Consider the following 24,935-nt stretch of genomic DNA (forward strand, 5'->3'; position numbering starts at 1 on the left):
GTCTTAATCATCGGCGTAACAGCAGAAAACTTTACCCAAAGCGTTTTTTTGCCGTTTTTTCTGCTACTCCCAGGAAATGGCCTGGCAATAATTCATCCTCCACACCTGCGGGGTTAAGTCGTAACACATTCATAATCCGAGTTTTTTTCACTATCATTTTTTTAATAGTCAACCAGCCCGGAGGAAGGCATGCTTACCGTTGCTATCTGTGAAAGAAATAGCCATTTTGCCAATGGCATTAAAATTATTATCCAGCAGCTCTGCCGTCAGTTTAGCGAGACTTATCATTTCCTACCGTTGGCGCACCAGGACGTCGCCGATCTGGTTTTTTTCGCGCTAGACGACAACTGGTCAACCGCCAACTGCTACAAAATACCGCAGACGACGCGCCATCAGCGGGTGATCCTCATCTGTAAAAAGCAGGATCAGGAGAACCTGATGTTTCGTCCCTGCCTGTATATGCTGCCGTCTATCTATCGTGAGGATGAGGTCGAAGATGTCAGGCTCAAACTGGCCCCCTGGATAGATCCAGAACGGCGCAAAAAAAACACCCTGCCCGTGCCTACGTCTATTTGCCACTACTGCACAACGCGGCATTTCAACATGCAGGAGCGTGAATTACTGAAGCTAATGGCCTGTGGTTACTCGCTGATTGACGCGGCTTTTATTATGCATATTGATGAAAATACTGCGCGGGATAAACGACTGTCGATTATGAAAAAACTTAATATCAAGAGCCAATATAAACTCATGAATTATATCAAACTCAATCTGCCGTTCTTGCTGGATTGAATTATTTAATTAAGTATTTTCTTATTATGCCAGGGAATTACTCTTAATTATAAAAAAAACGCGCCCCTCACTCTTCAGGGTTGCGAATTTTCGCAACCTGGAATAAGCCATCCCCGGTATTCACTCATTCGAGGCGCTGAGAGAATACGCTCAGAAAAATCTCCAAATTTGCTGAAAGCACACCACCTCTTCCTCTCAGGGCATTGATTGCTCAGCAATTCAGTTATAGCTGTCACAATTAGCGACAAAATAATGATAAATATTTCCAGAGATAACAATTTATTATCTGTTGACCAGCATATTTCCGGTTTCCGTCTGGAACCGATTGTTAATTTATTTAGCGGACACGTTATTAGCCACGAAGTACTCAGCCAGCTCGCCGCGCCATCACGCGATTCCGAGGTTTTTTTTGCAAACCTGTCGGCAGCCGACAGCGTGGCGCTTTTTTGCCGTCAGGCCAACCTGCTGAAGTCCCGACAGGCATCCGGTAGCTTCTTCCTTAACCTTCCCATTATGGCGCTGATTGACGAGCGGCTATTCGCCCGGCTGCTTGATGTTTGTGAATCATGGATAACAATTGAGATACAGGATGCTCCACTTTTTGATACGTGCTCCAGGCGGCATCAGCTTTGCCTGCGGGAGCGAATTAAGCTGTTACAGCAACAAAGGATATCGGTATGGCTGGATGACCTTACCGAGGGCTGTATTGAAAGCTTCCACCGCTACGCCATTGATGTCGGCGGAGTAAAAATTGATAAGCAAGCATTCTGGACGCTCGGTAAAAATCCCAGGGCACTTCAACGCCTGGTCGCACGGTGCGCGGACATTTCACCTCACATTATCATCGAAGGTATCGAAGACACACATCATCTCGAGCTTGCTCGCCAGTCAGGTGCCAGCTTCGGGCAAGGCTATTTATGGCCGCATAAACGCTGGCTGCTCTCTGATACCTTGTCATTGTGAGCAGGCTTATGTGCGCAGCTATGAGGCGAAATAAACACCGTCGTACCAGGACTGATTATCTTCTAAACCCCGCCAACTCCACCGCGCCACTTTTTTTTGATCGACTCGAATATATTCAACAGCAATTGATTGGGGGGCAAAAACCAAAGAAGCCCGATGCCATCCTCGTTTCTGCCGACAATTTCCTCAGCAGCGCAATCACCGGCACTCTTTTCCATCGCCTTAACATTCCCGTGCTCTCTTCGCTGGATGACGTTATCGCGCATCAGGTGCACTCTCCCGTGCCGCGACTGATCGTCGACCTCGACAGCCTGGAGATCCCCACACTTGACGTTTTGAAGGCCATTCGCCAACAAATTATCACCACGCCGCAACACCAAATCATGCTGCTTAGCGCGCAGCGAAAGCCCGAAATCACACGATTTATTCAGCAGGCCGTTGGCTGCAAGATTGTCGAGCGTCGTCTCCCCCCGGACAAACTGAAACAGGCTTTAAGCCCCGGCGCCCCAGATTTGGCGGCGAGTTACGACACGCAGGTTTTTTCCCTCAGAGAGTGGGCGATTTTACTGGCGCTGAGCCGCGGAGAGTCATTGAAATCAATCGCCCTTTTACTTGAGAAACCCTATCATTACGTCGTTTATCGCTTCAACGTTTTGCTGACCCGACTGGCGCTCGATAACCGCAGTAAATTGCTGCACCTTCTACATGAAATTTCTGTTGCAAATAGCGCACATTGGCTATCGAACTAACCTACTGAGGCATAAGATATTTTAAGAATTTACTTAATTTCAATGTTCAAATTGAGTTAAAAACAAACAAAAAATTAACAATTACAACTATTCCTGGAAGCAATTATTCCGCTATGACGCCATTCAGCACTTTTTGATCCAAAACAAAATAACAACATTCAGAACTAAATGTCATTTTTTCTCCAATAAAAAGTCTTTTAACCCACCTTAACTAAAAAATTAGGTTCGTTAATTCAATTTAGAAAAAGGTCAATTAACTACACAGCATTTCGTATTGACTTAGACTTATTCCAGGAACATCAGACTTTTCCCACAAAAACTGCGCTGTATAATCACCTCATCACATATTTATATTTGCCATGGCATCTATAAGGATTACATGTGAAGTTATTTAGGCAGTCATTCTCCCGCCGACAATAACGAATTTAAAAAGGAAGAGAGTTAAAAAAAACAAGGAGGTTCCCGCATAAAGACCGGCAACCGCCAACTCACTGTTTATCACTTTCGCTGCCATTGACGCTGTGTCAAAGCGATGTTTTTATCAAACAATCGAGGCAAAAAAAAATGAAACCGGCATCCGTAATCATTATGGACGAGCATCCTATTGTCAGAATGTCGATAGAAGTTCTCCTCCAGAAAAATAAAGATATTAATGTTGTTTTAAAAACAGATGATGGTCGGGAAGTTATCGACTATATGCGCGCGAATCCAGTCGATCTGGTGATTCTTGATGTTGAACTCCCCAACACAGATGGCTTTACATTACTTAAAAGAATCAAAGGATTACAGGAAAAAACCAAAATCCTTTTCCTGTCGTCAAAATCAGAGTCGTTTTACGCAGGGCGCGCTATTCAGGCCGGCGCCAACGGATTTGTGAGCAAACGTAAGGAACAGGAAGATATATTTAACGCGGTTGAAATGTTGCTTTCTGGCTACTCCTTTTTCCCTTCGGAAACGCTGCATTTTATCAGCAGCCATAAATCACGCCGGGGAACGATGGACGACATGCCGTTATCCAACCGCGAAATCACAGTCTTGCGTTATTTGGCAAACGGCCTGTCGAATAAAGAGATTGCCGAACAGCTATTACTGAGTAACAAGACCATTAGCGCACATAAAGCTAATATATTCTCTAAACTCGGACTCACTTCCATTGTCGAGCTGATTGACTATGCCAAGGTGCATGAACTGCTATAAAGGACCATTACGCACCGGAAGCGGAAATACCGGGAAGACTCCTCCCGGTTATTTTCTGGAACCATTAACGATGCTTTAATTGTAGTTAATCAGAAACGTCGCATCCGCATTGGCCAGCCCGGCATCCGCGTTGTCCGCCGTGGCAATATAGTTTGCCCAAAACTTGAGCGTCACATCGCCGTTGGCATCAACCGGCATCGTTTTACTGGCATCATTCAACAACAATCGGGACTTATCCTCATTCAGTAGCTCAATGGCCACATTTTTCGCCGTACTGGCAGCGTTTAGCGCCAGCAGTCCCGTGCCGGTACTCTTGCCATTAAAGGTGATAGAGGCGGTACCGCTCGGCGGGCAGCCGGTTAGCTTCAGGTTAAACGGCATTGCCTGAGTTGTGCTCCCGGCGGTGCGCAGCTGTTTGGTCGGCCACGAGCCAAGCTTCACCGTCTTATTGTCCCCGCCCGTCTCCACGACACAGGTGTAATCCACGATTGTTCCATGCAGCTCAACGTTGATTTCCCCCAGCGGCGAGGCCGCTTTCACTGAGGGCACGCAGAGTATCGGGACCAGCGCCAGCGCGCTCAGGATAAACTTGTTCATCAGGTCCCCTTAGTCGAAATCAACGCGCAGATAGCCACGAGCCGTGAACGGCCCTTCCTTCGGCTTAACGCCCGTCACGCTGACCGGCCAGGCGCGAATTCCCACCCGGGCCGCAGCGGCATCATCAAGCTGGAAATTAATCTTGCTGCCAAGGTTGTTTGGCGTCAGCGGCGTACCGCTGGCGTTCGCCACGATAAAGCCCAGATCGCTGTTATCGGATATCATCATATTGCCGCTGCTTTTCTCAGCCTCAAGGCGCAGCGTGAGGTAAGCCTGGGCATCGATATTAGTGCATTTGATGCCGACCGTTTTACTTTGCGGCGTCACGCTTTGCGGGCGGTTACCGGCTCCGGCCTGGCTGAATAACGATGCCCCGATGCTGCCAAAATCAAACTCCACCACCTGCCCGGCGTTGATTTCGCAGGTCTGCGGGACTTCAACTTTGCCGCTGTAGCTGATGGTGTAAACGACCGTATCTAACGGGTCCGCAGAGGTGGTCGTTACGTAGACCCGGAACATCGTCTGGCGTGGAATCGGCACCATGTTAATAAAACGGCGGGTGACTTTAAGGCGAAACACCAGCTTCGAATCCTGTACGCCAAAAGGCTGCTGCTTAGAGACGTTCGGGTGGCTCCCCATTTGAATATAATTGCGCGGCGGGTAGAACGTACCAGCATAGCTGTCGGTGATCTGCATCGCCCCGTTAAGATAATCATTAATCTTCAGGTACTGATAACTGCCCACCACTTCCTGAACCGGCAGCTCCGTCTTGTAGCTTCGCATCGTCGTGTTCCCGATCGTGCCGGCCGGGCATTTGGCATTCACCCCGACCCACTGCGTTTTTTCCGCCAGGGTAACGACTTGCCCAACGTTGTTATTGCTGCTGTTAAATTTGTCCGACAGGTCATAAGAGACATCGGTGACGGTGCCGCTGGAGTTGTAGCACACCGTTGCGGCAGCAGGACCTGCGCAGGCCAGCAGCAAGCCACCCGCGATAACATTGCTCAGTTTCATTTTCATCTTCCTGAATCTCTCCGCACGCTATGAACAGGTGGCGGTTGCCATGACGACAGCCTGTTTCAGGCTCTCTTCCGGCAGGGAATAGTTGGCGCGGCACTGGGAACCCTTCCCGTCGCCCCACTGGATCAGCAATTTGCCTTTCAGCGGCAGGCCGCTGAGGTAAATCTGCCCGTCGTCACCGGCCATGCTGGTCACACCGCTTTGCTCTTCCCGCACCACGGAACCAAACGGCACCGGGCGGTCGCCGCGTTTAACGGTGAGGATGGCGCGCACGCCAATTCGGGCATCGAAGGTGGCGCGGACCAGGGCACCCTCCGTCGGCACTACGCTGCTGACGTTGTTTTCAATGTCGGTGTGGTTGTCCATTGTGTTGGTGTCGAGCGCTACGCGGTTGTAGCGGTAAACCGTGGCATACGGCATAACGGCATAGCCACGCCAGTCGGTTTTCACCCCGGTCTGGTTTTCAATGCTGACGCCGGAAGCGCCCGGCGCTTTAATCAACACGTTGGTGTCGCCCAGCGGCTGGCTGAAGGTCACCCCGTCCGCATGGCCGACCACGCCGCCGGAAGCCTGCCAGTTGAAGTCATGCTGGTTGCGGTCATAGTTGTAGCCCAGGCCAAGCGTGCCGTACGTGGCCTGCCAGTTGGCAGTGGCGCTGCCGGAATAGCCGTTATTGCTGGTATGCCCCTGACTCACGCTGTAGTTCAGGTTGCGACCTTCCAGCAGCGTGCCGCCGACCCCGGATTGCCAGCTATTTTTGCCGTCAGAGCTGCGGCTTGTGGCCATCGTGGCGTAGGCACGATCCAGCGCCGTATCGCGCGAATAACCGTGCCCAAGCAGCGTGCTAAACGGAATCGAAAGGTTGAAGGCGACAATCCGGTTGGTGTCTGCCAGGCCGAGCGACTTACTCCACGACCAGGAAAGCGAGTAGCTGATCCCGCGCCAGCCGCTGGAGTATCCCAGCTGGTACCAGGTGTTGTCCTGATCGGTTCCCCAGTAAGTTTGCTGGCTGCCGGAAACATAGACCGAGCCGTAATCCCCCAGAGACTGGGAGATATTGACCTGAAATCGGCCCTTTTTGTTGTAGCGCAGGTTGTGATAGCTGGTCGCCACCAGCTCCTGCCGGTTGCTGTCATTGTTTTGCCACTCGTACTGGTAGCCTTCCATATTCCGGTAGGCCACATCATCCAGAGTGTAAAAACCGCGCGTGGAGTAGCGATAGCCCAGCAGCTGGAAGTTAGTTCCGTAGCCGCTCAGGGATTTGGCGTACAGGAAGCGCAGCGACTGCCCCTGATGATCGCTGTCATCCGCCAGCTTGCTGTGCGCATGAGTAAGATCGAGCGAAATCGCCCCCCAGTCACCGAGGTTTTTCCCGGCACCTAACGCAACGGCGGTATAGCGTTCTGCCAGCTGTGTCCCACCATAGGCGGTGTAGCCGTTCGGCAGACCGGCAATCAACGTACCCTGAGTAAAGAACGGCTTATCCTGCTGGTTATTCCCGCTGCGGAAATCCCCCATCACCACATCATATTTAAACCGGCCTTCACGCTGCAGCATCGGCACGGTGGAATAAGGCACGGTGTACTTCTGTACAGAGCCGTCTTTCTCCTCTACCGTAACCTCTAAGTCACCGCTTGAAGAGGTCGGGTTAAGGTCGCTGATGGCAAACGCGCCCGGAGAGACATAGCTCTGATAAATCACGTAGCCGTTCTGGCGGACAACAATCTTGGCGTTGGTGCGGGCAATCCCGCGCACGGTTGGCGCGTAGCCCTGCAGGCTGTCCGGGTACATGCTGTCGGAAGAATAGAGGCGCGCCCCACGAAACCCGAGGCTGTCGAACACATCGCTGCCGGTGTTGCTGTCGCCCATGACCAGCTCGCCCTTGAGCGGGATAATCGTGCGCTGCAGCGTGGTACTGATATTCTGCCATTGATTCTGGTGGTGGCCATCGCCGCTGGTGTAGTTCCAGGCCCCGTTATTGCGCAGGCGCCACGGGCCCAGATTCAGGCCGCTTTGCAGGTTCAGATAGTAGCTGTCGTTGTAAGTGCCGCGGTTGCCGGTGAAGGTGTAGTTCAGCAGCGCCGCCGGGATCCCTTCATCCCACTGATCCGGGGGAATGTAACCGCGGGCGCTGTTGATTAAAGAGGCCTGTGGCAGGCTAATATCCAGTCGCAGACGCGAAAAGTCATAGCTCATTTCAGCGCCTGGCACGGCCGTAGTCACGGGGACGCACTCCCCGGACTTATATTTCGCCAGCTCAGGATACGCCAGCATATTCAGCCCGAGCCGCTTGAGCCAGTCGACGTCGAGGCAGGCCGTCAGCCCGCCGGACTTCACGGCTTCAGAAGCAGGGACTTTCGATTCCGTCGCCGTAAAATGTACGTCTTCGGTGGCAACAAATTCATCGTTGCGCCAGATGTCCACGCGATAAACGCCCGGCGGCTGGCTGCTGCCTTTTTCGAAGCGAGACAGATCCGCCACCGCCGCGGTATCGTCCGACAAAAATGCCGGGTTGAAATAGCTCTCAGCGGCAGCGAACGCGGGCCAAAATGAGGCCACAATGGTCGCCGCCAGCGGCGCTAGCGTAAACACCTTACGCGAGACTGATCTCTTCATGATTTATCGGCTTCCCTTTGCCCGCCTGGCGTTACTGCATGACACCCGCTTGTGCTTTAGTCACCGCGCCGTAGTCGTTCACAGTCTGGAAGCTCACCGCCCCCTGAACGCCGGACGGTACGGCAACCTGCACGCTATTTTTCGGTGCCACCATGGTGTTAGGCAGTTTTTCACTCCCCATTTTCAGGTTGACCAGTGAAACGTAGTAAGGCGACGGGTTACTGATCTTCAGGTACTGACCGTTGCGCGCGAAGCGAATCTCTTTCAGCGCATCTTCCGGCTGCATCTGCAGATTTTTAGGGCGTACAAACAGTTTGATGCGGGAAAGCACCGCCAGTTGAAGGACGTTTTTTCCCTCAACGCTGTTTTTATCCACGGAAGGAATGGCCTTCACGTTCATCCAGAAAATAGACTCGCGATCCGTCGGTAACGCAGGCCCGGCATAGATAATACGCAGCGTGTTTTCGCTTTTTGGCTCACTGACAAACAGCGGCGGCGTAACCACAAAACTTTTCTCTTTCTGGCCGAGATCGTTCTCGATCCATGAGTTCACCAGGAAGCGCTCTTTCGGATCGCTGTTGGTGATGGCCAGCGAAGTTTGTTTCGCGTCGGCCGGATAAATAACGCGCGTAGCGCCCAGGGCAATACCGCCCGCAGCCTGCGCATTGAAAGTCATCATCATTAAAGAGAGCATCAGTGCCGAAGCGGCTTTATATAATTTGTTCATCACGACAGGTACCATCAAAATAGCCAGAATGGAAAAGCAGAGGTTCAGGGATAAACCAGCGTGAACCAGACGTCAGAGCGAATATTTCCGGGCGACATATGCTTAGAAACCGCGCGATAACGGGCAGTAAAATGAAAACTCATTTCCTGCGTAGTTATTTCCGAATAAGACGCCGGTTCGCTATTGGGAATAATCAGCTGCTGCTGTTGGTCGAATAATGCGAGGCCAATGCCGCTGCTGGCGTCATTGCCACTTACGCTGGACGTGGCCAGAAAGACCAGAGGATCTTCCGCAGGAGTAGATCCCTGGAACGCGATGCCCACATGGTCATAAACCTCCGGGCGACAGTCCGTCAGCCGAAGGGTAAAAGGGATGCTGGGCGGCGCGTAGCTGCCAACATCTTTAAATACGTTGCTCGGGTACTGGCCCATTTGCACCGTCATTTCCTGACTTTCAGGTGCGACGGCGCAGGCGCCGTTAACCAGCTCACCCTGCATATGCACTTCCCCACCGTGGATAACCACAATGCGCTTTGCCTGAACGGGATTCACCGCAGCCAGCATCGCCAGGAGCAGGATTTTCCTTATCATCATCGTCCTCTCTGGACTCGCGTCGGACAAGCCTCATCCGTGAGGCTGAATCATCCCTGTGCTCTCAGCCGTGGCTGATTATTCGTATTTCATAACGAAAGTTGCGTCCGCGTTCGCAGCACCGGCAGTCGCGGTGGCAGCGGTTGCTTTATAGCGAGCGGTGAACGGAATGGTGTTCTCACCGTCGTTCAGAGTCTGAGCGGTAGAGAAGGTAGAACCGTTCGGAGACAGGGTCTTAGAGGTACGATCCAGGATCTCGATACCCACGCCTTTCGCGGTGGTTGCGTTCCCGCTGGAGTTTACCGCCAGCAGCGTTGGGTCGGTCGCATCAGTCTGGCCGGTGAATGCCACAGAAGCGGTGGCCGCCACGGTGCTATCGCAATCGGTCAGAACGATGTTGAATGGGATCTGGGAAGAGGTATCGCCCACTTTGGTGAAAGCGGCGGTACGGTACTGGCCCAGTTTAACGATCTGGCCGTCGGACTGAGTGCTTACCGCACAAGCGGCGTTAACCAGCTCGCCCTGGAAGTGCACGGTCCCGCCATTAACGGTAACAGGATCTGCTGCGTTAGCGGCGCTGCTGACCAGAGCAACGGTTGCGATCAGAGAAGAGGCGATTTTGCTTAATTTCATGGGTATTCCTTCATATATAAAACGCACATCGGAGTCAGGCATCCTTCATGACTCCGTTTGAATCATCATCGGTCTTAAATGACCGCATAACGCATTCCCCACATCCTGTGGGAATTCCTTAGAATGCTCAGTGGTTTCATTAGAATTAAAGACAAACGTTTCCCCAGCACATTATTTAATGTGCCGTATAAAGTTATCTTTAATAATTCAAGATGAAATTTTTATATATTCGTGATGGGCTACGAAGTATGGCTAAATTAAGCTAAATTTTATTTAAGTAATAGATACCAATTCTTTATGTTGCATAAGCTCAGTCTTAATAACGCCTAAGAAATGACCAGGTAAACCTTTCGGGAAAATGATTCTGGAGAGATAAAAGCCTCGTAAATTTAGGGGGTTATATTATTCTCTTAGCCCCAGAAAATTGTTCGTTTTTTGTTAAATTTGTTTATTTTTTGTTTGATTCAGATAAAGGGATCTTGAACGCCTGCCGCGCAATACCGAGTGAAGTTGCCAAAAGGTTAAAGACGTTGCGCAAGCGGTGATACACTGGAAGGCTTGCCCCAAACTTTGACCCAGGACTTCAGGATGAATGAAACCGCCCCCCATACCATTCCGGCAACCTCAGTAACACGCCCCAACTGGTCGGCAGTCTTTGCCATCGCGTTTTGCGTGGCCTGCCTGATTACCGTTGAGTTTTTGCCGGTTAGCCTGCTGACGCCGATGGCGCAGGAACTGAATATCTCCGAAGGCCTTGCCGGGCAGTCGGTCACGGTCACCGCCTTTGTGGCGATGTTTGCCAGCCTGTTTGTCACCAACCTGATTGGATCGACCGATCGCCGCCGCGTGGTGCTGCTTTTTGCCGTGCTGCTCACCGCCTCCTGCCTGCTGGTTTCGTTCGCGGGCAACTTCTCTCTGCTGCTGCTTGGTCGCGCCTGTCTTGGGCTGGCATTGGGCGGGTTCTGGGCAATGTCGGCCTCGCTGACCATGCGCCTTGTGCCCGCGCGCACGGTGCCTAAGGCGCTGTCCGTTATCTTCGGAGCCGTCTCGATTGCGCTAGTGATTGCCGCCCCGCTGGGCAGCTTCCTCGGGGGGATCATCGGCTGGCGCAACGTCTTTAACGCCGCCGCCCTGATGGGCGTCGCCTGTATTATCTGGGTCTGGAAAGCGCTGCCTTCTCTGCCAGGGGAAGCGGCGCACCAGAAGCAAAACATGTTTGGCCTGCTCAAACGCCCGGGCGTGCTGGCGGGTATGCTGGCAATTTTCATGGCGTTCGCCGGGCAGTTCTCGTTCTTTACCTATATTCGCCCGGTTTATATGACCCTGGCGGGCTTTGACGTGGACGGTCTGACGCTGGTGCTGCTGAGCTTCGGTATTGCCAGCTTCGTCGGCACCTCCCTTTCCGCCCCGATCCTGAAACGATCGCTCAAGCTGGCCCTGGCCTGCGCGCCATTAATTCTCGCTATCAGCGCGGCGGTACTGGTGCTGTGGGGGGCGAACAAAGCCGTGGCATCGGTGATTGCTATTGTCTGGGGGCTGGCCTTTGCCCTCGTGCCGGTCGGCTGGTCAACGTGGATCACCCGCTCGCTGGCGGATCAGGCGGAAAAAGCCGGGTCAATTCAGGTGGCCGTGATTCAACTGGCCAACACCTGCGGGGCGGCAATAGGCGGCCTCGCGCTGGATAACCTCGGCCTGTTGGCCCCGCTTATCTTGTCCGGCAGCCTGATGCTGCTGACAGCGGTGCTGGTTACGGTGAAGGTGCGGGCTTAAGTTGTAAAAACAACAAGGCCCGCACCTGGCGGGCCATATTCGTGATGAGAAGCTACAGGCGTTTAGTTAATTCACGGCGAGCCAGCTCTGCTAAAAAACCACTTCGGCTGGCGTACTCCCTATTACCACTGACATAGCTATCGATTCTCGCCAGCAAGGATTGTGGCAACGTAATATTCAATTTTACCGATTTACCTTCGTACCGGGTAATATCGATATCAACAAATCCCCAAACGCCCCCCTGGCAACTCTCATCATTTTTATGATCGTTAATCGTCAGAGCAACAGGCACCGCTCTGCCTTTCTCGCTTTGATATTCCAGATGAGCATTAATCGCGCCATGGGCGTCATCGATAGCCTCATCGATGGTGTCTCCGGCGAAATAGCAGCCTTCAATATCCGGCACAAACCCTGACCAGCTTCCACTTTCGGCCTGGTGCAAATACACAGGATATTTCATACGTTCCTCTCTCCTGAAAGCGCTACTCGTTGGCACGCCACTTATTCATTTCTCACCCAGTTGCTTAAGAATTTTATGCAACGTTCCCGGGGCCAAATCCTTGGTTGGGTGGGGTACCACGACAGGGTTTGCCTCACCTTCTTTTTCAAAAATGTGGTGGCTGCCTCTGGTACGCACGTGTAGCCATCCCAACTTTTTCAACATCCTTATCAGCTCTGCGCTTGTCATTCCTTCATCCATGAAGTGAAATTTGGTGGTTATAATAACCACCAAAAGAGCAAATATCAATCACACCTTCGGATGCTCAGCCGCGCCAGAAAGGCTTATCCCCGAGGATTGTCGCGCGGTGCATGATACGGCGAGCCGGGAGATAATCGGCGTTGGCGTAATGCTGTGTCACGCGGTTGTCCCAGATGGCAATATCGTTTTGCTGCCAGCGCCAGCGTACCTGGAACTCTGGTTTGGTGATATGGGCAAACAGGAAGCCCAGCAGCGTCTCGCTCTCTTTTTCTGTCAGGTTAACAATGCGCGTGGTAAAGCCTTCGTTGACGAAAAGCGCCTGTTTCCCGCTGACCGGATGCGTGCGAATCACAGGATGGCGCAGCGGCGGGTTCTTCGCCACGGCTTCGCGCCAGCGCTGGTGTTCGACTTCGCTGTGGGCGTACTTATACTCCTGGAACGATTTACGGAAATCGTGCTCGGCCTCGAGCCCGGACAACAGCTTTTTAAACGGCTCGGACAGCGCCTCATAAGCGGCAATCCCGCTGGTCCACAGCGTATCGCCGCCGGTTTCCGGCAGCTGCTTCGCCGCCAGAATCGCTCCGGCAGGCGGCGTTTCAATAAAGGTCACGTCGGTGTGCCAGTTGTCGTTATCCGGCGGATTATCGTTGTGGGTATCCAGCACGATAATTTCTTCCACGCCTTCGGCATGCGGGTAAACCGGGTGAATATGCAGATCGCCGAAACGCAGAGCCAGCGCGCGCTGCTGCTCGGGCGTAATTTCCTGCTCGCGGAAGAACAGCACCTGATGGCGGATCAGCGCGTGGTAAATCTGCTCGAACTGGTTGTCGCTCAGGCCGCGCGTTAAATCCACGCCGTCAACCTGCGCCCCGATATACGGCCCCAACGGCTTAATGTTCACTTTTTCACTCATTGCCCTTCTCCATGCCACGGGGTCAGGCGGCGCTGTAGCGCCCGTAGCCCCAGTTCTAAACAAAATGCGATGACGGCAATGACGCCGATCCCGGCCAGCACCACGTCGGTCGCCAGAAACTCACCGGCGGACTGCACCATAAAGCCCAGCCCGCGCGTGGCGGCGATAAGCTCTGCGGCCACCAGCGTGGACCAGCCCACGCCCAGCCCAATGCGAAATCCGGTCAGAATTTCCGGCAGCGCGCCCGGCAAAATCACATGCCAGATAACCTGCCAGCGAGATGCCCCGAGCGCCTGAGCCGCACGAATGCGTACCTGCTTCGCGCTGCGCACGCCCGCCATGGTGGACATGGCTACCGGCGCAAAAATCGCCAGGTAAATCAGCAGGATTTTGGATGTCTCGCCGATGCCAAACCAAATCACCATCAGCGGTAAATAGGCCAGCGGCGGCACCGGGCGGTAAAGCTCGATCAGCGGATCAAGAATGCCGCGCACGGTGGGACTCAGCCCCATTGCAATGCCCACCGGGATGCCTATCAACACCGCAGCGGCAAGCGCGGTAAGAATGCGCCCCAGGCTCGCGGCCAGATGCTGCCAAAGCGTGGCGTCCATAAAACCCTGCGGCCCGGCGATAGTGATAAGTTTCGCCAGCACTTGCCCCGGCGGCGGCAGAAACAGCGGGCTTATCCAGTGCTGAGCCGCCACCCACCACCACAGCAGCACCAACGCCACCAGCGTGGTTGCGCTCAGGGTAAGCTGACGCGAAAACGGCCAGCGCAAGGCAAGCCTGCGGCGCACGGGTTTGTCCGGAATCACTATGCTCATAAGAAGCCCTCCCGCTGATCGAACACGCGGCTCAGCACGTATTCACGTTTGGCGATAAATTCTGGATCGGATTTGATGCTTCGGCACGGCTCTCCGGCGGCAAAGCGACGGCCAAAATCAAGCTGAAGCCGCTCCAGCACGCGGCCAGGGCCTGGCGAGAACAAGACCAGTTCCGTCGCCAGAAAGACCGCCTCTTCAATGTCGTGGGTGATCAGCAGCACCTGCCGACGGCTTTCGTGCCACAGCTTCAGCAGTAGAGTTTGCATCTGCTCGCGGGTAAAGGCATCCAGCGCGCCAAACGGCTCGTCCAGCAACAAAAGCTGGGGCTTCGTCGCCAGCGCCCGGGCAATGCCCACCCGCTGCCGCTGCCCGCCCGAAAGCTGCCAGATGGCGTTTTTCGCCTTATCTTCCAGCCCAACCTTGCGCAGCATGTCGAGCGCAATCTCTTCCCGCTCGGGCTTAGCCTGCCCGGCAAGCTGCAGCCCGAAGGCCACGTTATGCAGTACCGATCGCCAGGGCAGCAGCCCTTCGTTCTGAAAAACAACCCCGCGCTCGGCGCCAGGGCCTGCAACCGTTTTGCCCTGAAGCGTAATGCTGCCGGAATGATAGGGAACGAAACCGGCGATCAGGTTAAGCAGCGTGGTCTTACCGCAGCCGGAAGGGCCGAGCACCACCAGCAGCTCGCCCTCGTCCACCGTCAGATTAATGTCGTCGAGTACCGGCTTACCGCCGTACTCCGCGCTGAGATGCGAAACCTGTAGCATCGCCGTGTCTCCTGTTTACTGCGCCAGCGGCTTCACGAAGCGGTCGGTCACAAACTGGCTATAATCGGTGGCGACCGCCGGCACTTTGCCCTGCTCTTTCAGGAAGTGCGCGGTGTCCACGATGGCTTTATTCACTGGGCCGCTAAGCTGCTCAACCTGCTGCTTCGCCGTCAGGTAGGTATTGCCCTTCACCAGCCCCGGGACGTCGTTTTCCGGTACGCCGCTCAGGCGCGAAAGCTTGCTCAGGTTGTCCGGCTGCTGAAGCCAGCCGTCAGGGTTGTCGAGGTAGCCTTTCTGAGCCGCAACGGCGCTGCGGGCAAAAGCGGTGACCACATCAGGATGTTTTTCAGCAAAGTCTTTACGCACGACCCAGACGTCGAGCGTCGGGGAGCCCCATTTGCCCACCTGCGCCGAGTCCGTCAGCACGTTGCCGTCTTTTTCCAGCTCGTTCACCGCCGGAGCCCAGACGTAAGCGGCGTCGATATCCCCGCGCTGCCACGCGGCAATTATTGCCGGAGGCTGAAGATTTAGAATTTGAACCTGATCCGGCTTGATGCCCCAATGCTTGAGGGAAGCCAGCAGGCTGTAATGGGTAGTGGAAATAAACGGCACGGCGATGCGTTTGCCGATCAGGTCCTGCGGCGTTTTGATGCCTTTTTTGACCACCAGCGCTTCAGAGTTACCGAGCTGGGAGGCCAAGAGGAAGACTTCAATCGGTACGTTTTGGCTGGCGGCAACGGCCAGCGGGCTGGAGCCGATATTGCCGATTTGCACATCGCCCGAGGCGAGCGCACGCACCACGCTCGCGCCGCTGTCGAACTTACGCCATTCCACTTTCGCCCCGCTGTCTTTGGCAAAAGCGTCGTCGGCTTGCGCAACTTTGGCGGGTTCGGCGGAGGTTTGGTACGCCACGGTGACGTCCACCGCGTGGGCCTGAGCCGCAATTAGGGCCAGTGCAACCAGCCAGAGTGAGTGTCGTTTTGCTGCCATGATTCTGCTCCTGTCTCGGGGGAGAGAGCAGTATTTCCAACGGCAACGATTCCATAAAAGAATAAAAAATTATCGCTAATGCCTTTCCGTCCTTAGAAAAAAAGTGGGCAAGGTTAGCTGCTGAGCGGGAATAACGCCGCCCGCAGAAGGCGGGCGGGCAAGAGTCATATTAACTTAAGTCAAATCAACGTTCTTACTGCCAAAACACCAGGTCATGATAAACCCGGCCACATAGGCGATAACAATCCCGGCAACGTAAACCGCCATCCCGGCGAAGATCCCCTGATGGGAAGTCATCAGCGGAATCGACACCAAACCTGACGGCCCAAACACCGTATTCAGTCCGACTGGCAGCCCCAGCCAGGCCACCAGCCCGATAAAGAACCCGCCGATGCCGCCGCCGATACAGGCGGTAATAAACGGCTTCAGGCGCGGCAGCGTCACGCCGTAAATCAGCGGCTCACCAATGCCCAGCAGGCCGGGAATAATCGCCCCTTTGATTTGCGTACGCAGGACCGAGCCTTTCGGCGAGCGGGCAAACAGAGCCAGCGCCGCGCCCACCTGCCCCGCACCGGCCATCGCCAGAATCGGGAACAGCGAGTTAAAGCCCTGGGCATCCATCAGCGCGAAGTAGACCGGGACAAATCCCTGGTGAATACCAAACACCACGGCAATCAGGAACAGCCCGGCCAGAATCGCCGTGCCGAACGGGTTGCCGTTCAGGTGCATAAACAGCCAGGACATGCCTTTGAACAGCTCGCCGCCGATGGGCATGATCGCCACAAAAGTGATCGCCCCGGTGATCAATAAGGTGATCGTCGAGGTGAGGATCATATCCAGGTTGTCCGGGATCATCCGTCGAACCTGGCGTTCGATCCACGCCCCGAGCATACAGGCCAGCAGCACGCCAATAATGTTGCCGCGCGGGTCGATAGCCAGCCCGAAGAAGGTATCCATCCCGGCGTAGTAGCCCACTTTGCCTTCCGGCACGTAGCGCAGAATAAACAGCGAGGCGATGATCGCCCCGTTCACGCCGGTGCCGCCGAAAGCTTTTTGGGTGTTGAAGCCAATCAGAATGCTCAGGAAGGTAAACAGCCCGATGCTGAACACCTTCATGTAGGCAATAAGCTGGGTCAGCCAGGCCGCAGGCGCTGTGCCTTCAACGATCAGCGTTTGCTGCAGCAGCGTGGCAATACCCAGCAGCAGCCCGGCGGCGATAAAGCCCGGGATCAGCGGCGTGAAGATGGTGGCAAACTTAGTGAGGAAGTTATGCACCGCGCTGTTCTGCTTCGCCTTCATCTGCTGTTTGTTCTGGCTGGCGAGCGCGGCCAGGTCCGCGCTTTCGCCACGCTCCGGCTCGCTTAAGCCCTCCTGCTTTAACAGGCCATTCATCAGCTCGCTGGCGGTTTGCGCTTTGCCGGGGCCGAGAATAATTTGCAGCTGGTCGTCACCGTTGACCACACCCATCACGCCGGGGATTTTCTTCAGGTCGTCGTGCTGAACGAGATCTCTGTTTTTGAGCGTCAGCCTGAGGCGCGTCATGCAGTTGCCGCAGACAAGGATATTGCCGCTGCCGCCCGTCAGGCGCAGGATGTCTGCCATCATCGAGCCGGTGATTTTCGCCATAATTACCCGTTTAACCCCCGCAATGCTTCACGTATAAAGCCTTGTTTTTTCGCCAGCAGATCGCTTGCCTCTTCGGCTGACAGGCCGCTCAGCAGCATGAAGATCGCCGTTTTGCAGTGGCGACGGCAGGCGCTAAGCGCCGCTTCGGCCTGCTCCGGGCTGCATTCGGTCGCCGCCACCACAATATTGACCTGCCGCTGGATCAGTTTGGCGTTGGTGGCTTCCACATCCACCATCAGGTTGCCGTAGACTTTGCCGCTGCGAATCATCGACCCGGTAGTGATCATATTCAGGATCAGCTTTTGCGCCGTCCCGGCCTTCATGCGTGAAGAGCCGGTGACGATTTCCGGGCCGACGACCGGTTCAATGGCGATATCCGCCGCCAGGCTCATTTCGCTGCCCGGATTACAGGAGATGGCGGCGACGGTGGCACCCACGCTTTTTGCATAGGCCATAGCGCCCAGTACGTAAGGCGTGCGCCCGCTGGCGGCAATCCCTACCAGCACGTCACGCGCGCTGAAGTTCAGGTTACGCAGATCCTGCTCACCCATTTCACGGTTGTCTTCGGCGTTTTCTACCGCCTGCAAAATGGCCGGGTGCCCACCGGCAATCAGCCCGACGACCTGCTCACGCGGCGTGCCAAAGGTTGGCGGGCACTCACTTGCATCCAGGATCCCCAGACGGCCGGACGTTCCTGCGCCGCTGTAAATCAGCCTGCCGCCCTGGGCGAAAGCCGCCACCACTTTATCGACAACCTGAGCGACCTGCGGTAGCGTGGCTTCCACCGCCAGCGGCACCTGCTTGTCTTCGTTATTGATAACTTTAAGCATCTCTAAGGTGGGCAGAGTGTCGATTTCCGCGCTGGCCGGATTGCGGCCTTCGGTGACCAGTTTGGTTAAGTTAATTTTCATCGGGGCATCCGTTATGTGTGTTCTGTTGTGCATAGTATGGAATATTTTATTCCATGTGCGTGAACACAATCACGAATATTTTATTCCACGACAAAGGGAATAGCAGAATAACTCGGGCGAGAAAGCCGCCCTTGCGGGCGGCAAAAGAGGGAATCAGGCGATGCGGGTAAAACCGGCTTCCAGGTCAGCAATCAGTTCTTCAACGTTTTCCAGGCCAATATGGACTCGCACCAGCGTGCCGCTGAAGTCAACTTTGCCTGCCGGACGAATGTCGTTCAGCTCTTCCGGCTGGTTGGCCAGGATCAGTGACTCAAACCCGCCCCAGGAATACGCCATATGGAACAGCGTAAAATTATCCAGGTAATCCGCAAGCTGCTCGTCCGTCAGGCGCTGTTTTAGCACAAAGGAGAACAGGCCGGAGCTGCCGGAAAAGTCGCGTTCGAAGAACGCATATCCCGGACATTCAGCCAGCGCGGGATGGTTAACCCGTTCCACCAGCGGATGAGCTGACAGCCAGCGGGCAATCGCGAGGCTGCTTTCCTCATGCTGCTTCAGCCTGACTCCCAGCGTGCGCAGGCCACGGGCAGCCATATACGCCGTATCGGCATCCAGCGTCTGGCCCATCAGGTACGAGTTTTCACGCAGGCGATCCCAGCAGCGCGCGTTGGCAACCGCCGTCCCCAACATGCCGTCCGAATGGCCGATGGTGTATTTGGTCCCGGCCTGAATCGAGATATCTACACCATAATCCAGCGCCCGGAATAGCACCCCGGCGGCCCAGGTGTTGTCCAGCATAACAACAATTTCCGGGTTAACGGCGCGAATCGCCTTAATCATGCCGGGCACGTCCTGAACCTCCATGGTAATTGAGCTCGGAGACTCGAGGAAAACAACGCGGGTATTGGGCTGGATAAGCTCAGCGATCCCGGCACCAATCAGCGGATCGTAGTACGTTGTTGAGACGTTGAATTTGCTCAGGATCTTGTTGCAGAAATCCTGAGTTGGCTCATAGGCCGCGCCGGTCATCAGGATATGATCTCCGCCGCTGACAAAAGCCAGAATCGCATTGGTGACCGCCGCCGCGCCGCACGGATAAAGCGAGCACCCGGCGCCGCCTTCTAACTCCGTCATCGCCTTCTGGAAGGAAAAATGCGTCAGCGTGCCTCTGCGGCCATAGAACAGTTCGCCGTTTGCCCGGTTGGCAGTGGCAAATTTTTTGGCTTTCACGCTGTCAAATACCAGCGAGGACGCGCGCTGGATGACCGCATTTACCGCCCCCTGGGTGTAGCGTTTTTCACGCCCGGCGACGATCAGCTGAGTTTCAAGATGACTTTTCTGTTTCATAAAATTCTCCCGTTATTTCCTGATTCATTCCATTCAGAGGGCTTAGCCAGCGAGGCTGTTTGCGGCCAGCGGAGCGCTGGTTTCCGGTTCACCACGTTTCTTTCCGGCGAAGCGTTCAACGATTTGTGCCGCATTAAGATCGTGGATCACGTTGATAAGCGTGGCCGGTGCATCGGTAATGGTGCCAAGCACCACCAGCAGCGGGATGGCTTCCATCGGCAGCCCCAGCGTCGTGACAATAAAGATCTCCCCGAGGAACGCGCCGCCCGGCACGCCGCCAACGATAATGGCCGACAGCACAGCAATCAGCATCGCGAGGAAGAAGGTTTCGCTGGTAAATGGCAGGCCAAGAACCGAATAGATAAAGACGATTTTCAACGCGGCAATCATCGCCACGCCGCCTTTATTGAGGTTCACCAGCAGCGGAATCGAGACATCGACGATTTCAGGGTTGATGCCCATTGCCTTGCCCGCACGCAGCGTAACCGGCAGAGTACCGAGCGAAGAGCAGGTGCCCAGCGCGGTCGCGGAAGGCTCAATCGCGTGTTTCCAGAACGCTTTTACTGCCGGAAGCCCGCCGCCAATCCACGAATAGAAAATGGAGCCAAGCACGTAATAGATAAGCGTTGCCGCCATAAATAACCCGATGGCGCGAGCGAAGGTCATCAGCAGAGAAGCATCCTGGCTCGCCATGGTTGCAGCGAAGTAGCAGCCCAGGCCGACAGGTGCCACCTTCATGATAATAGAGACAATTTTCATGATAACGGTGTTGGCGTCCTGCAGCAGAGCGGCGATGCGTTTACCCGCATCCGCCGACTGACCAATCGCTACACCGGCGATAATAGCGATCACGATCAGCGCCAGGATGTTCGACTTGGAGAACAACCCGACAAAGTCGCTGGTGGTCACCATGCTGACAAAATCCATCTCCCCCGAGCCGCCTTTCACCGAATGGGAAAGATCGATAGTCACGCCCTGTGCCGGGTTGTACCAAAGCGCCAGCAGCACAATGCCTGCGGCGGGAATAAGCGCCATGGCGATGGAAACAATAAAAATAACCACCATGATGCGGCCTAACCGTTTAAGGTCGGTCATGCCGGCAATAGATGACATCACGCTGACGCCAACCAGCGGCACAATAATCATAAACAACAGGTTGAGGAATATTTGCCCGACAGGTTGTAATTTAATGGCATAAGTTGGGGCATAAATACCCAGCAAGCCGCCGACAATGAGAGCAAATAAAAGAACAAAAGATGATTTGTAGGGTTCGAGGCGTGTCCACATAAAGGATACCTTCTCAATAAAAGTAATAATAACTGGGACGAAAATCACAATTACTAACTGCTGTAATTAAATCCCCGGACTTTTGTGATGAAAATCACTAATAATGTATAAAATTCATTTTCTAACTTCTTTATTTACTACAGCGCAATAGTTACACTTTTGAAATTGGATTGGTATGGGGAATTAATACCGTTTCCTCAAATCACTTGTGAATAAAAGGAAAAAATGAGCGCGCCAATTTCACTCAAGCATCTCGAGGTATTCGTCAAAATTATCGATTGCGGCGGGCTGTCTGAAGCGGCGGCACAGCTCAGCGTGTCGCCTTCGGCGGTGAGCAAGAGCCTGGCGGCGCTGGAGGATTTACTGGGCACAACGCTTATCAAAAGAACGACCCGCAGCATCACGCTAACCGATGCGGGGCAATATTTGTTTAACCGCGCTAATAAGTTAATTAAAGAATTCGACGACACGCTAAATACCACATCAAGCTATTACAACAATCCGCAGGGTGAATTGCGCATCACCTGTTCTATTGCGTTTGGCTACGCCAGGCTGGTCAACCTTGTTGATAAATACCGGGCGAACTTCCCCGATGTGAATCTTTATATTGATCTCAACGATAACTTTATTAATCTTAATGAATCCGACTTCGATATCGCCCTGCGAATATCCACCTCTCCGCCGCAAAATTACGCCATGCGCAAACTGGCTCCAGTTCGCTGGGCTTACTGTGCCACCGCAGACTACCTCAGCAAGAAAGGGATGCCGGGCAAACGCACGGATCTGGTCACGCACGACTGCCTGGTTTACCCAGGGCTGACACCGCAGATTAAAACTACAGACGAGCACGAACGGCAGCACCTGGTAAAAATGCGTACGCCAATCCAGGCCAACAGCAGCCTGGTACTGCTTAAATCCGTACTGGAAAATCAGGGCGTCGCCTACCTGCCCACCTATCTGATTGGCGACCATATTCAAAAGGATGAACTAACCCCGCTGCTGCTGGACGGCATCATCACTTACGAAACCCATGCGCTGTACGCCCTCTATTTCCCGAGCAAATACAGCAATCCTAAGGTCAGGTCGTTTATTGATTTCCTCGTGGGGGAGCTTTCGCCGCAGCCAGCGTGGGACAACTGGATCCCTTAATTATTTCCCTTTAGTTTTTCTGTGTTATTATCCGCCCGTTATTTCTACCGAACTTACTCAGAGGCTTGATGCTGGAGAATGTCATCATCTGATAATCAGTGCCCCGCCTGTCACAGGCCGGACTGATTATCACTGCGCTTAACTCTTATGCGAACACACGCATTGTGTTGGCACGTTTTGCACATGATGATAAAAGGTTTTTCAGCATGAATTTATCCCGTCAGGAACAGCGTACCCTTCACGTTTTAGCGAAAGGGGGACGCATCGTTCACACTCGCGACTCGTCAGGCCGCGTCACCGCCGTTGAATGTTACTCCCGCGAAGGGTTGCTGCTCAGCGACTGCACGCTGGCCGTGTTCAAAAAGCTCAGAACCAAGAAGCTGATTAAATCCAGCAACGGGCAGCCATACCGGATCAACACCAGCGGGCTGAACAACGTTCGCGCCCAGCCGGATAACAGGTAATTGACGAGAGTCTGGATGAAACAGGCGTTTTGAAGGGCTAAAACAGATAACGGGCCATCTGGCCCGTCGAGACTGATGACAAAGCTCATGCGGATAAAGTTCTGCAATCTGTTACCTGAAAATAAACTGGAGAATCAATCCATTGATTTTCGGCTGCTCGCCACAAAGAAGGAAAAACCACGCTTTTTCCTTCTTTGTCTGCAACTTTAACGGGCCGCATGGCCCGTTATTTCAATGTTCGAGCTCGGCGGCCCGGAATTCTTCTTCGCAATACTGGTTGAAGCGTTCGCAGAACCACGTTTTCTGCTCACGGCTCATGTTGCCTGTCACGGCCTGGAGATTCACCTGCTGCCCCGAAGCCTGCATATGCGCGAAGCTACGCGCCAGAAAATCAAAATTCTTTACTGCCTGTAGCTCTCTGTTCATCAGCATATCCCTCTGTGAGTTAACTTTTGGGTAAGTCATATGCTTCTGGTTTCAGTATCGACCCGCTGACGATTGTTTTTTGAACAATGAATGCGCTTTTGGGATTTCTCCCTGCGATATATCGAAACGCGACTTCAGCGCTGCCGAATCGGCCTTGTGAACTGCGCCGCCTCCAGCGTTAACTTTGCGGCAGTAAACCTGTCGCTGCGCACGCCAAGGACCTCCTTTTCCCACAGCGGATTCAGCGGCACGTGGTAGCCCGCGTTCTTGGCCTGAAGCACCAGCTCCGCAAGATCGTCTTTGTTTTCAATAATGCACAAAGGTGCAAAGCGCCCGATTTTATGGGGCAGCGCGAACGTGGCCGGGTAGTTGCTCTCAGGATCGGTAACCGGGTTGGCGCTGTCCGTTGCGTGATGCACCACTTTTTCCCCGTCCCCCACCAGCGCCTGGTTTAGCACGCCAATCATCCTGCGGGCGCGCTCGCTCGTGTTGCCTGTTTCCTCATCGCTCTTGCGGTAGAAACTCGCCGGGCTGTCATAGTCCCCGCGCAGCGCCTGGTGCTCAGGCAGCGTGCGGTAATTTTCCAGCCGCTGGCGAAATACCTGATGGGACACATCCGGCACCTGCAAATTATCCTCAGGCCCTAACTCGCTGACGTGCGGGGCGATGACCAGCAGATCATAATCCGCGGTGAAGGGCCGGGCTTCAGCGTGTGGGGCAAGCACCTGCAGGGGTGCACCGTGATGGGAAATTTGATACCGCGCTTCTCCGCTGCCCGGCAGGCGCCGGGCCTCAAACGCATAAGGCTCCCCACCTGGCCCGCTGGCCCTGAGATGACTCACGCCGCCGGCGCTCTCAGGTGACAGCTTGTCGATAAGCCCCTGCTCAAACAGGTCGTGCAGGCGGCTCTGGGAAACTTCCAGCGGCACGGCGGCAGCATGCCCGTCAACAATGCAGGCCTGCGTTTGCAGGTTAAACTTCACGATTCGCTCGGGCGAGGCGTTCTCCAGCTTGCTGAACCGCTGCTCCACGCAGATAAACCCCGCCTGCGGCCCCCACGAGGCGCTTTTCCCCTTGATGTGAAATCCTTTGGTCGGATACCCGGCCTCAATCAGCGCCGTCGCCAGCTTGTCTACCGGCCTGACCCCGATGATGCAGTTTTGCTCCGAGGCGACTCTCTGAAGCGGGATAAGGTGCGCTGGCACGATGCCGGTTTTGCCTTTGATGTGTGAGACAAGCTGCGGGAGATCCGTGCCGGGCGTTTGACTCGCTGTGGACAGGTGAAGTTCTAAAGGGCGATACGCCGCAGGGGGGGATTCAACTTTCATTTTTACGGCCTGGCTCCCGGCGATAAACAACAAGCTATGGAGGCTGCGGCCAGGAAAAGACGGCCGGGGCAGCATCACGCGAAAACATCACCCAGGTGAATGCTCGCGGATTGCCCCGCCGCCCTGGTTCCGGTTAAGTCTTGTCTTTCACCGTTTCGGTTCCACCGTTATTTTTCACCGAGGCAATGCCTTTATCCCGGGATTGCTCCGTGGCGTACATCTGGCTGGTACCAATCACCTGATGATTGCCGGCCTTGAGGTTGAAGTAGAACTTCCCGTTGCTGGCAACCTTCTTGTCGTAGCGCTCCTCCAGCGGGCTGTTGGTGCGCACGGAGGCGATACCGTTGTCCGCCGAGGCGCGGGTTTTATACAGCTCGCTGGTGAGGACCACTTCGCCATTGCCCGCCTTGAGCACGAACTTAAACTGCCCGTCGCTGCTTTTGCTTAATTCGAACCAACCAGACATGTTAACTCCTTGATTAAAATCATAAACAGTTAATAGATTGGGTGAACGTCAAAAACAGTATGTACGAAAAACAAACAAATCGCCCACCC

Annotated in this window: 26 protein-coding genes; 7 read left to right on the top strand and 19 right to left on the bottom strand. The window is 54.4% G+C overall.

The window, feature by feature from the left end; translation table 11 throughout:
* The first annotated feature begins 189 nt into the window (after nucleotides 1-189).
* The 4 genes from fimW to fimZ all read left to right on the top strand — a co-directional run bounded on the left by fimW (nucleotide 190) and on the right by fimZ (nucleotide 3,701).
* Nucleotides 190-792 carry a fimbria biosynthesis transcriptional regulator FimW gene (gene fimW, locus AAIE02_RS20540; protein ID WP_008460898.1) on the top strand — a complete coding sequence of 201 codons (603 nt, stop codon included), beginning with the start codon at nucleotides 190-192 and terminating at the stop codon, nucleotides 790-792.
* Between the two features lie 252 nt (nucleotides 793-1,044).
* Nucleotides 1,045-1,755, top strand: coding sequence for an EAL domain-containing protein (locus AAIE02_RS20545; RefSeq protein WP_166878006.1), 711 nt, complete (start codon nucleotides 1,045-1,047; stop codon nucleotides 1,753-1,755).
* A 20-nt stretch (nucleotides 1,756-1,775) separates the two neighbouring features.
* Nucleotides 1,776-2,504: a DNA-binding response regulator gene (locus AAIE02_RS20550; protein ID WP_157141443.1), complete on the top strand. Its 729-nt coding sequence runs from the start codon at nucleotides 1,776-1,778 to the stop codon at nucleotides 2,502-2,504.
* A gap of 564 nt (nucleotides 2,505-3,068) precedes the next feature.
* Nucleotides 3,069-3,701, top strand: a complete 633-nt coding sequence (gene fimZ, locus AAIE02_RS20555; protein ID WP_008460895.1) for a fimbria biosynthesis transcriptional regulator FimZ — start codon at nucleotides 3,069-3,071, stop codon at nucleotides 3,699-3,701.
* A 75-nt stretch (nucleotides 3,702-3,776) separates the two neighbouring features.
* Here the strand turns inward: fimZ and sfmF are convergent, their stop codons facing one another.
* From sfmF to fimA, 6 genes are all read right to left on the bottom strand, one after another.
* Nucleotides 3,777-4,298 carry a fimbria assembly protein gene (sfmF, locus tag AAIE02_RS20560; protein WP_008460892.1) on the bottom strand — a complete coding sequence of 174 codons (522 nt, stop codon included), beginning with the start codon at nucleotides 4,296-4,298 and terminating at the stop codon, nucleotides 3,777-3,779.
* Between the two features lie 9 nt (nucleotides 4,299-4,307).
* Nucleotides 4,308-5,312, bottom strand: coding sequence for a type 1 fimbria D-mannose specific adhesin FimH (gene fimH, locus AAIE02_RS20565; protein WP_166995169.1), 1,005 nt, complete (start codon nucleotides 5,310-5,312; stop codon nucleotides 4,308-4,310).
* 27 nt (nucleotides 5,313-5,339) lie between these two features.
* Nucleotides 5,340-7,934 carry a fimbrial biogenesis usher protein gene (locus tag AAIE02_RS20570; RefSeq protein WP_336982972.1) on the bottom strand — a complete coding sequence of 865 codons (2,595 nt, stop codon included), beginning with the start codon at nucleotides 7,932-7,934 and terminating at the stop codon, nucleotides 5,340-5,342.
* Between the two features lie 31 nt (nucleotides 7,935-7,965).
* Nucleotides 7,966-8,661 carry a type 1 fimbria chaperone FimC gene (fimC, locus tag AAIE02_RS20575; RefSeq protein WP_008460886.1) on the bottom strand — a complete coding sequence of 232 codons (696 nt, stop codon included), beginning with the start codon at nucleotides 8,659-8,661 and terminating at the stop codon, nucleotides 7,966-7,968.
* A 44-nt stretch (nucleotides 8,662-8,705) separates the two neighbouring features.
* Nucleotides 8,706-9,251 (bottom strand): type 1 fimbrial protein subunit FimI, encoded by a 546-nt coding sequence (gene fimI, locus AAIE02_RS20580; RefSeq protein ID WP_008460884.1) that lies wholly within the window; start codon nucleotides 9,249-9,251, stop codon nucleotides 8,706-8,708.
* 78 nt (nucleotides 9,252-9,329) lie between these two features.
* Nucleotides 9,330-9,884, bottom strand: a complete 555-nt coding sequence (fimA, locus tag AAIE02_RS20585; protein ID WP_008460883.1) for a type 1 fimbrial major subunit FimA — start codon at nucleotides 9,882-9,884, stop codon at nucleotides 9,330-9,332.
* A 588-nt stretch (nucleotides 9,885-10,472) separates the two neighbouring features.
* Here fimA and nepI point away from each other — a divergent pair.
* Nucleotides 10,473-11,654, top strand: a complete 1,182-nt coding sequence (gene nepI, locus AAIE02_RS20590) for a purine ribonucleoside efflux pump NepI (protein WP_498533153.1) — start codon at nucleotides 10,473-10,475, stop codon at nucleotides 11,652-11,654.
* A 52-nt stretch (nucleotides 11,655-11,706) separates the two neighbouring features.
* On the opposite strand, the gene AAIE02_RS20595 is transcribed toward nepI, so the two are convergent.
* The 10 genes from AAIE02_RS20595 to AAIE02_RS20640 all read right to left on the bottom strand — a co-directional run bounded on the left by AAIE02_RS20595 (nucleotide 11,707) and on the right by AAIE02_RS20640 (nucleotide 21,013).
* On the bottom strand, nucleotides 11,707-12,114 hold the full coding sequence (locus AAIE02_RS20595) for a type II toxin-antitoxin system HicB family antitoxin (RefSeq protein WP_008460879.1): 408 nt from the start codon (nucleotides 12,112-12,114) through the stop codon (nucleotides 11,707-11,709).
* Nucleotides 12,115-12,159: 45 nt separating this feature from the next.
* Nucleotides 12,160-12,354 (bottom strand): type II toxin-antitoxin system HicA family toxin, encoded by a 195-nt coding sequence (locus tag AAIE02_RS20600; protein WP_336989463.1) that lies wholly within the window; start codon nucleotides 12,352-12,354, stop codon nucleotides 12,160-12,162.
* Between the two features lie 64 nt (nucleotides 12,355-12,418).
* A complete protein-coding gene (gene tauD, locus AAIE02_RS20605; RefSeq protein WP_166995164.1) occupies nucleotides 12,419-13,267 on the bottom strand; it encodes a taurine dioxygenase in 849 nt (282 codons plus the stop codon).
* Entirely contained in the window at nucleotides 13,264-14,091 is an 828-nt protein-coding gene (gene tauC, locus AAIE02_RS20610) for a taurine ABC transporter permease TauC (RefSeq protein ID WP_166995162.1), read from the bottom strand. Before tauC ends, tauD begins: the two co-directional genes overlap by 4 nt.
* Nucleotides 14,088-14,855, bottom strand: coding sequence for a taurine ABC transporter ATP-binding subunit (tauB, locus tag AAIE02_RS20615; protein WP_498533154.1), 768 nt, complete (start codon nucleotides 14,853-14,855; stop codon nucleotides 14,088-14,090). Before tauB ends, tauC begins: the two co-directional genes overlap by 4 nt.
* A 15-nt stretch (nucleotides 14,856-14,870) precedes the next feature.
* The gene (tauA, locus tag AAIE02_RS20620; RefSeq protein ID WP_336708648.1) at nucleotides 14,871-15,845 is read right to left on the bottom strand and encodes a taurine ABC transporter substrate-binding protein; all 975 of its coding nucleotides are present in this window, start codon (nucleotides 15,843-15,845) and stop codon (nucleotides 14,871-14,873) included.
* Nucleotides 15,846-16,019: 174 nt separating this feature from the next.
* A complete protein-coding gene (gene murP / locus AAIE02_RS20625; protein ID WP_336708646.1) occupies nucleotides 16,020-17,471 on the bottom strand; it encodes a PTS N-acetylmuramic acid transporter subunit IIBC in 1,452 nt (483 codons plus the stop codon).
* A gap of 2 nt (nucleotides 17,472-17,473) precedes the next feature.
* Entirely contained in the window at nucleotides 17,474-18,382 is a 909-nt protein-coding gene (gene murQ, locus AAIE02_RS20630; protein WP_039287892.1) for an N-acetylmuramic acid 6-phosphate etherase, read from the bottom strand.
* Between the two features lie 153 nt (nucleotides 18,383-18,535).
* Entirely contained in the window at nucleotides 18,536-19,726 is a 1,191-nt protein-coding gene (gene metC / locus AAIE02_RS20635; RefSeq protein ID WP_498533155.1) for a cystathionine beta-lyase, read from the bottom strand.
* A gap of 42 nt (nucleotides 19,727-19,768) precedes the next feature.
* Entirely contained in the window at nucleotides 19,769-21,013 is a 1,245-nt protein-coding gene (locus tag AAIE02_RS20640; RefSeq protein ID WP_008460862.1) for a dicarboxylate/amino acid:cation symporter, read from the bottom strand.
* A gap of 225 nt (nucleotides 21,014-21,238) precedes the next feature.
* On the opposite strand from AAIE02_RS20640, the gene AAIE02_RS20645 reads away from it, so the two are divergent.
* Both AAIE02_RS20645 and AAIE02_RS20650 read left to right on the top strand, forming a co-directional pair.
* Entirely contained in the window at nucleotides 21,239-22,162 is a 924-nt protein-coding gene (locus AAIE02_RS20645; protein ID WP_336708640.1) for a LysR family transcriptional regulator, read from the top strand.
* A gap of 206 nt (nucleotides 22,163-22,368) precedes the next feature.
* Complete coding sequence (locus tag AAIE02_RS20650; protein ID WP_008460858.1) at nucleotides 22,369-22,626, top strand: YjhX family toxin; 258 nt, start codon at nucleotides 22,369-22,371, stop codon at nucleotides 22,624-22,626.
* A gap of 231 nt (nucleotides 22,627-22,857) precedes the next feature.
* Here AAIE02_RS20650 and AAIE02_RS20655 read toward each other — a convergent pair whose 3' ends face one another.
* From AAIE02_RS20655 to AAIE02_RS20665, 3 genes are all read right to left on the bottom strand, one after another.
* Complete coding sequence (locus AAIE02_RS20655) at nucleotides 22,858-23,058, bottom strand: glycogen synthesis protein GlgS (protein WP_498533156.1); 201 nt, start codon at nucleotides 23,056-23,058, stop codon at nucleotides 22,858-22,860.
* A 128-nt stretch (nucleotides 23,059-23,186) separates the two neighbouring features.
* On the bottom strand, nucleotides 23,187-24,380 hold the full coding sequence (locus tag AAIE02_RS20660; RefSeq protein WP_498533157.1) for an anthrax toxin-like adenylyl cyclase domain-containing protein: 1,194 nt from the start codon (nucleotides 24,378-24,380) through the stop codon (nucleotides 23,187-23,189).
* Nucleotides 24,381-24,513: 133 nt separating this feature from the next.
* Nucleotides 24,514-24,846, bottom strand: a complete 333-nt coding sequence (locus tag AAIE02_RS20665) for a YegP family protein (protein WP_008460852.1) — start codon at nucleotides 24,844-24,846, stop codon at nucleotides 24,514-24,516.
* Nucleotides 24,847-24,935: the final 89 nt, after the last annotated feature.

Source organism: Cedecea sp. Ae19-4 (genome assembly GCF_059801165.1).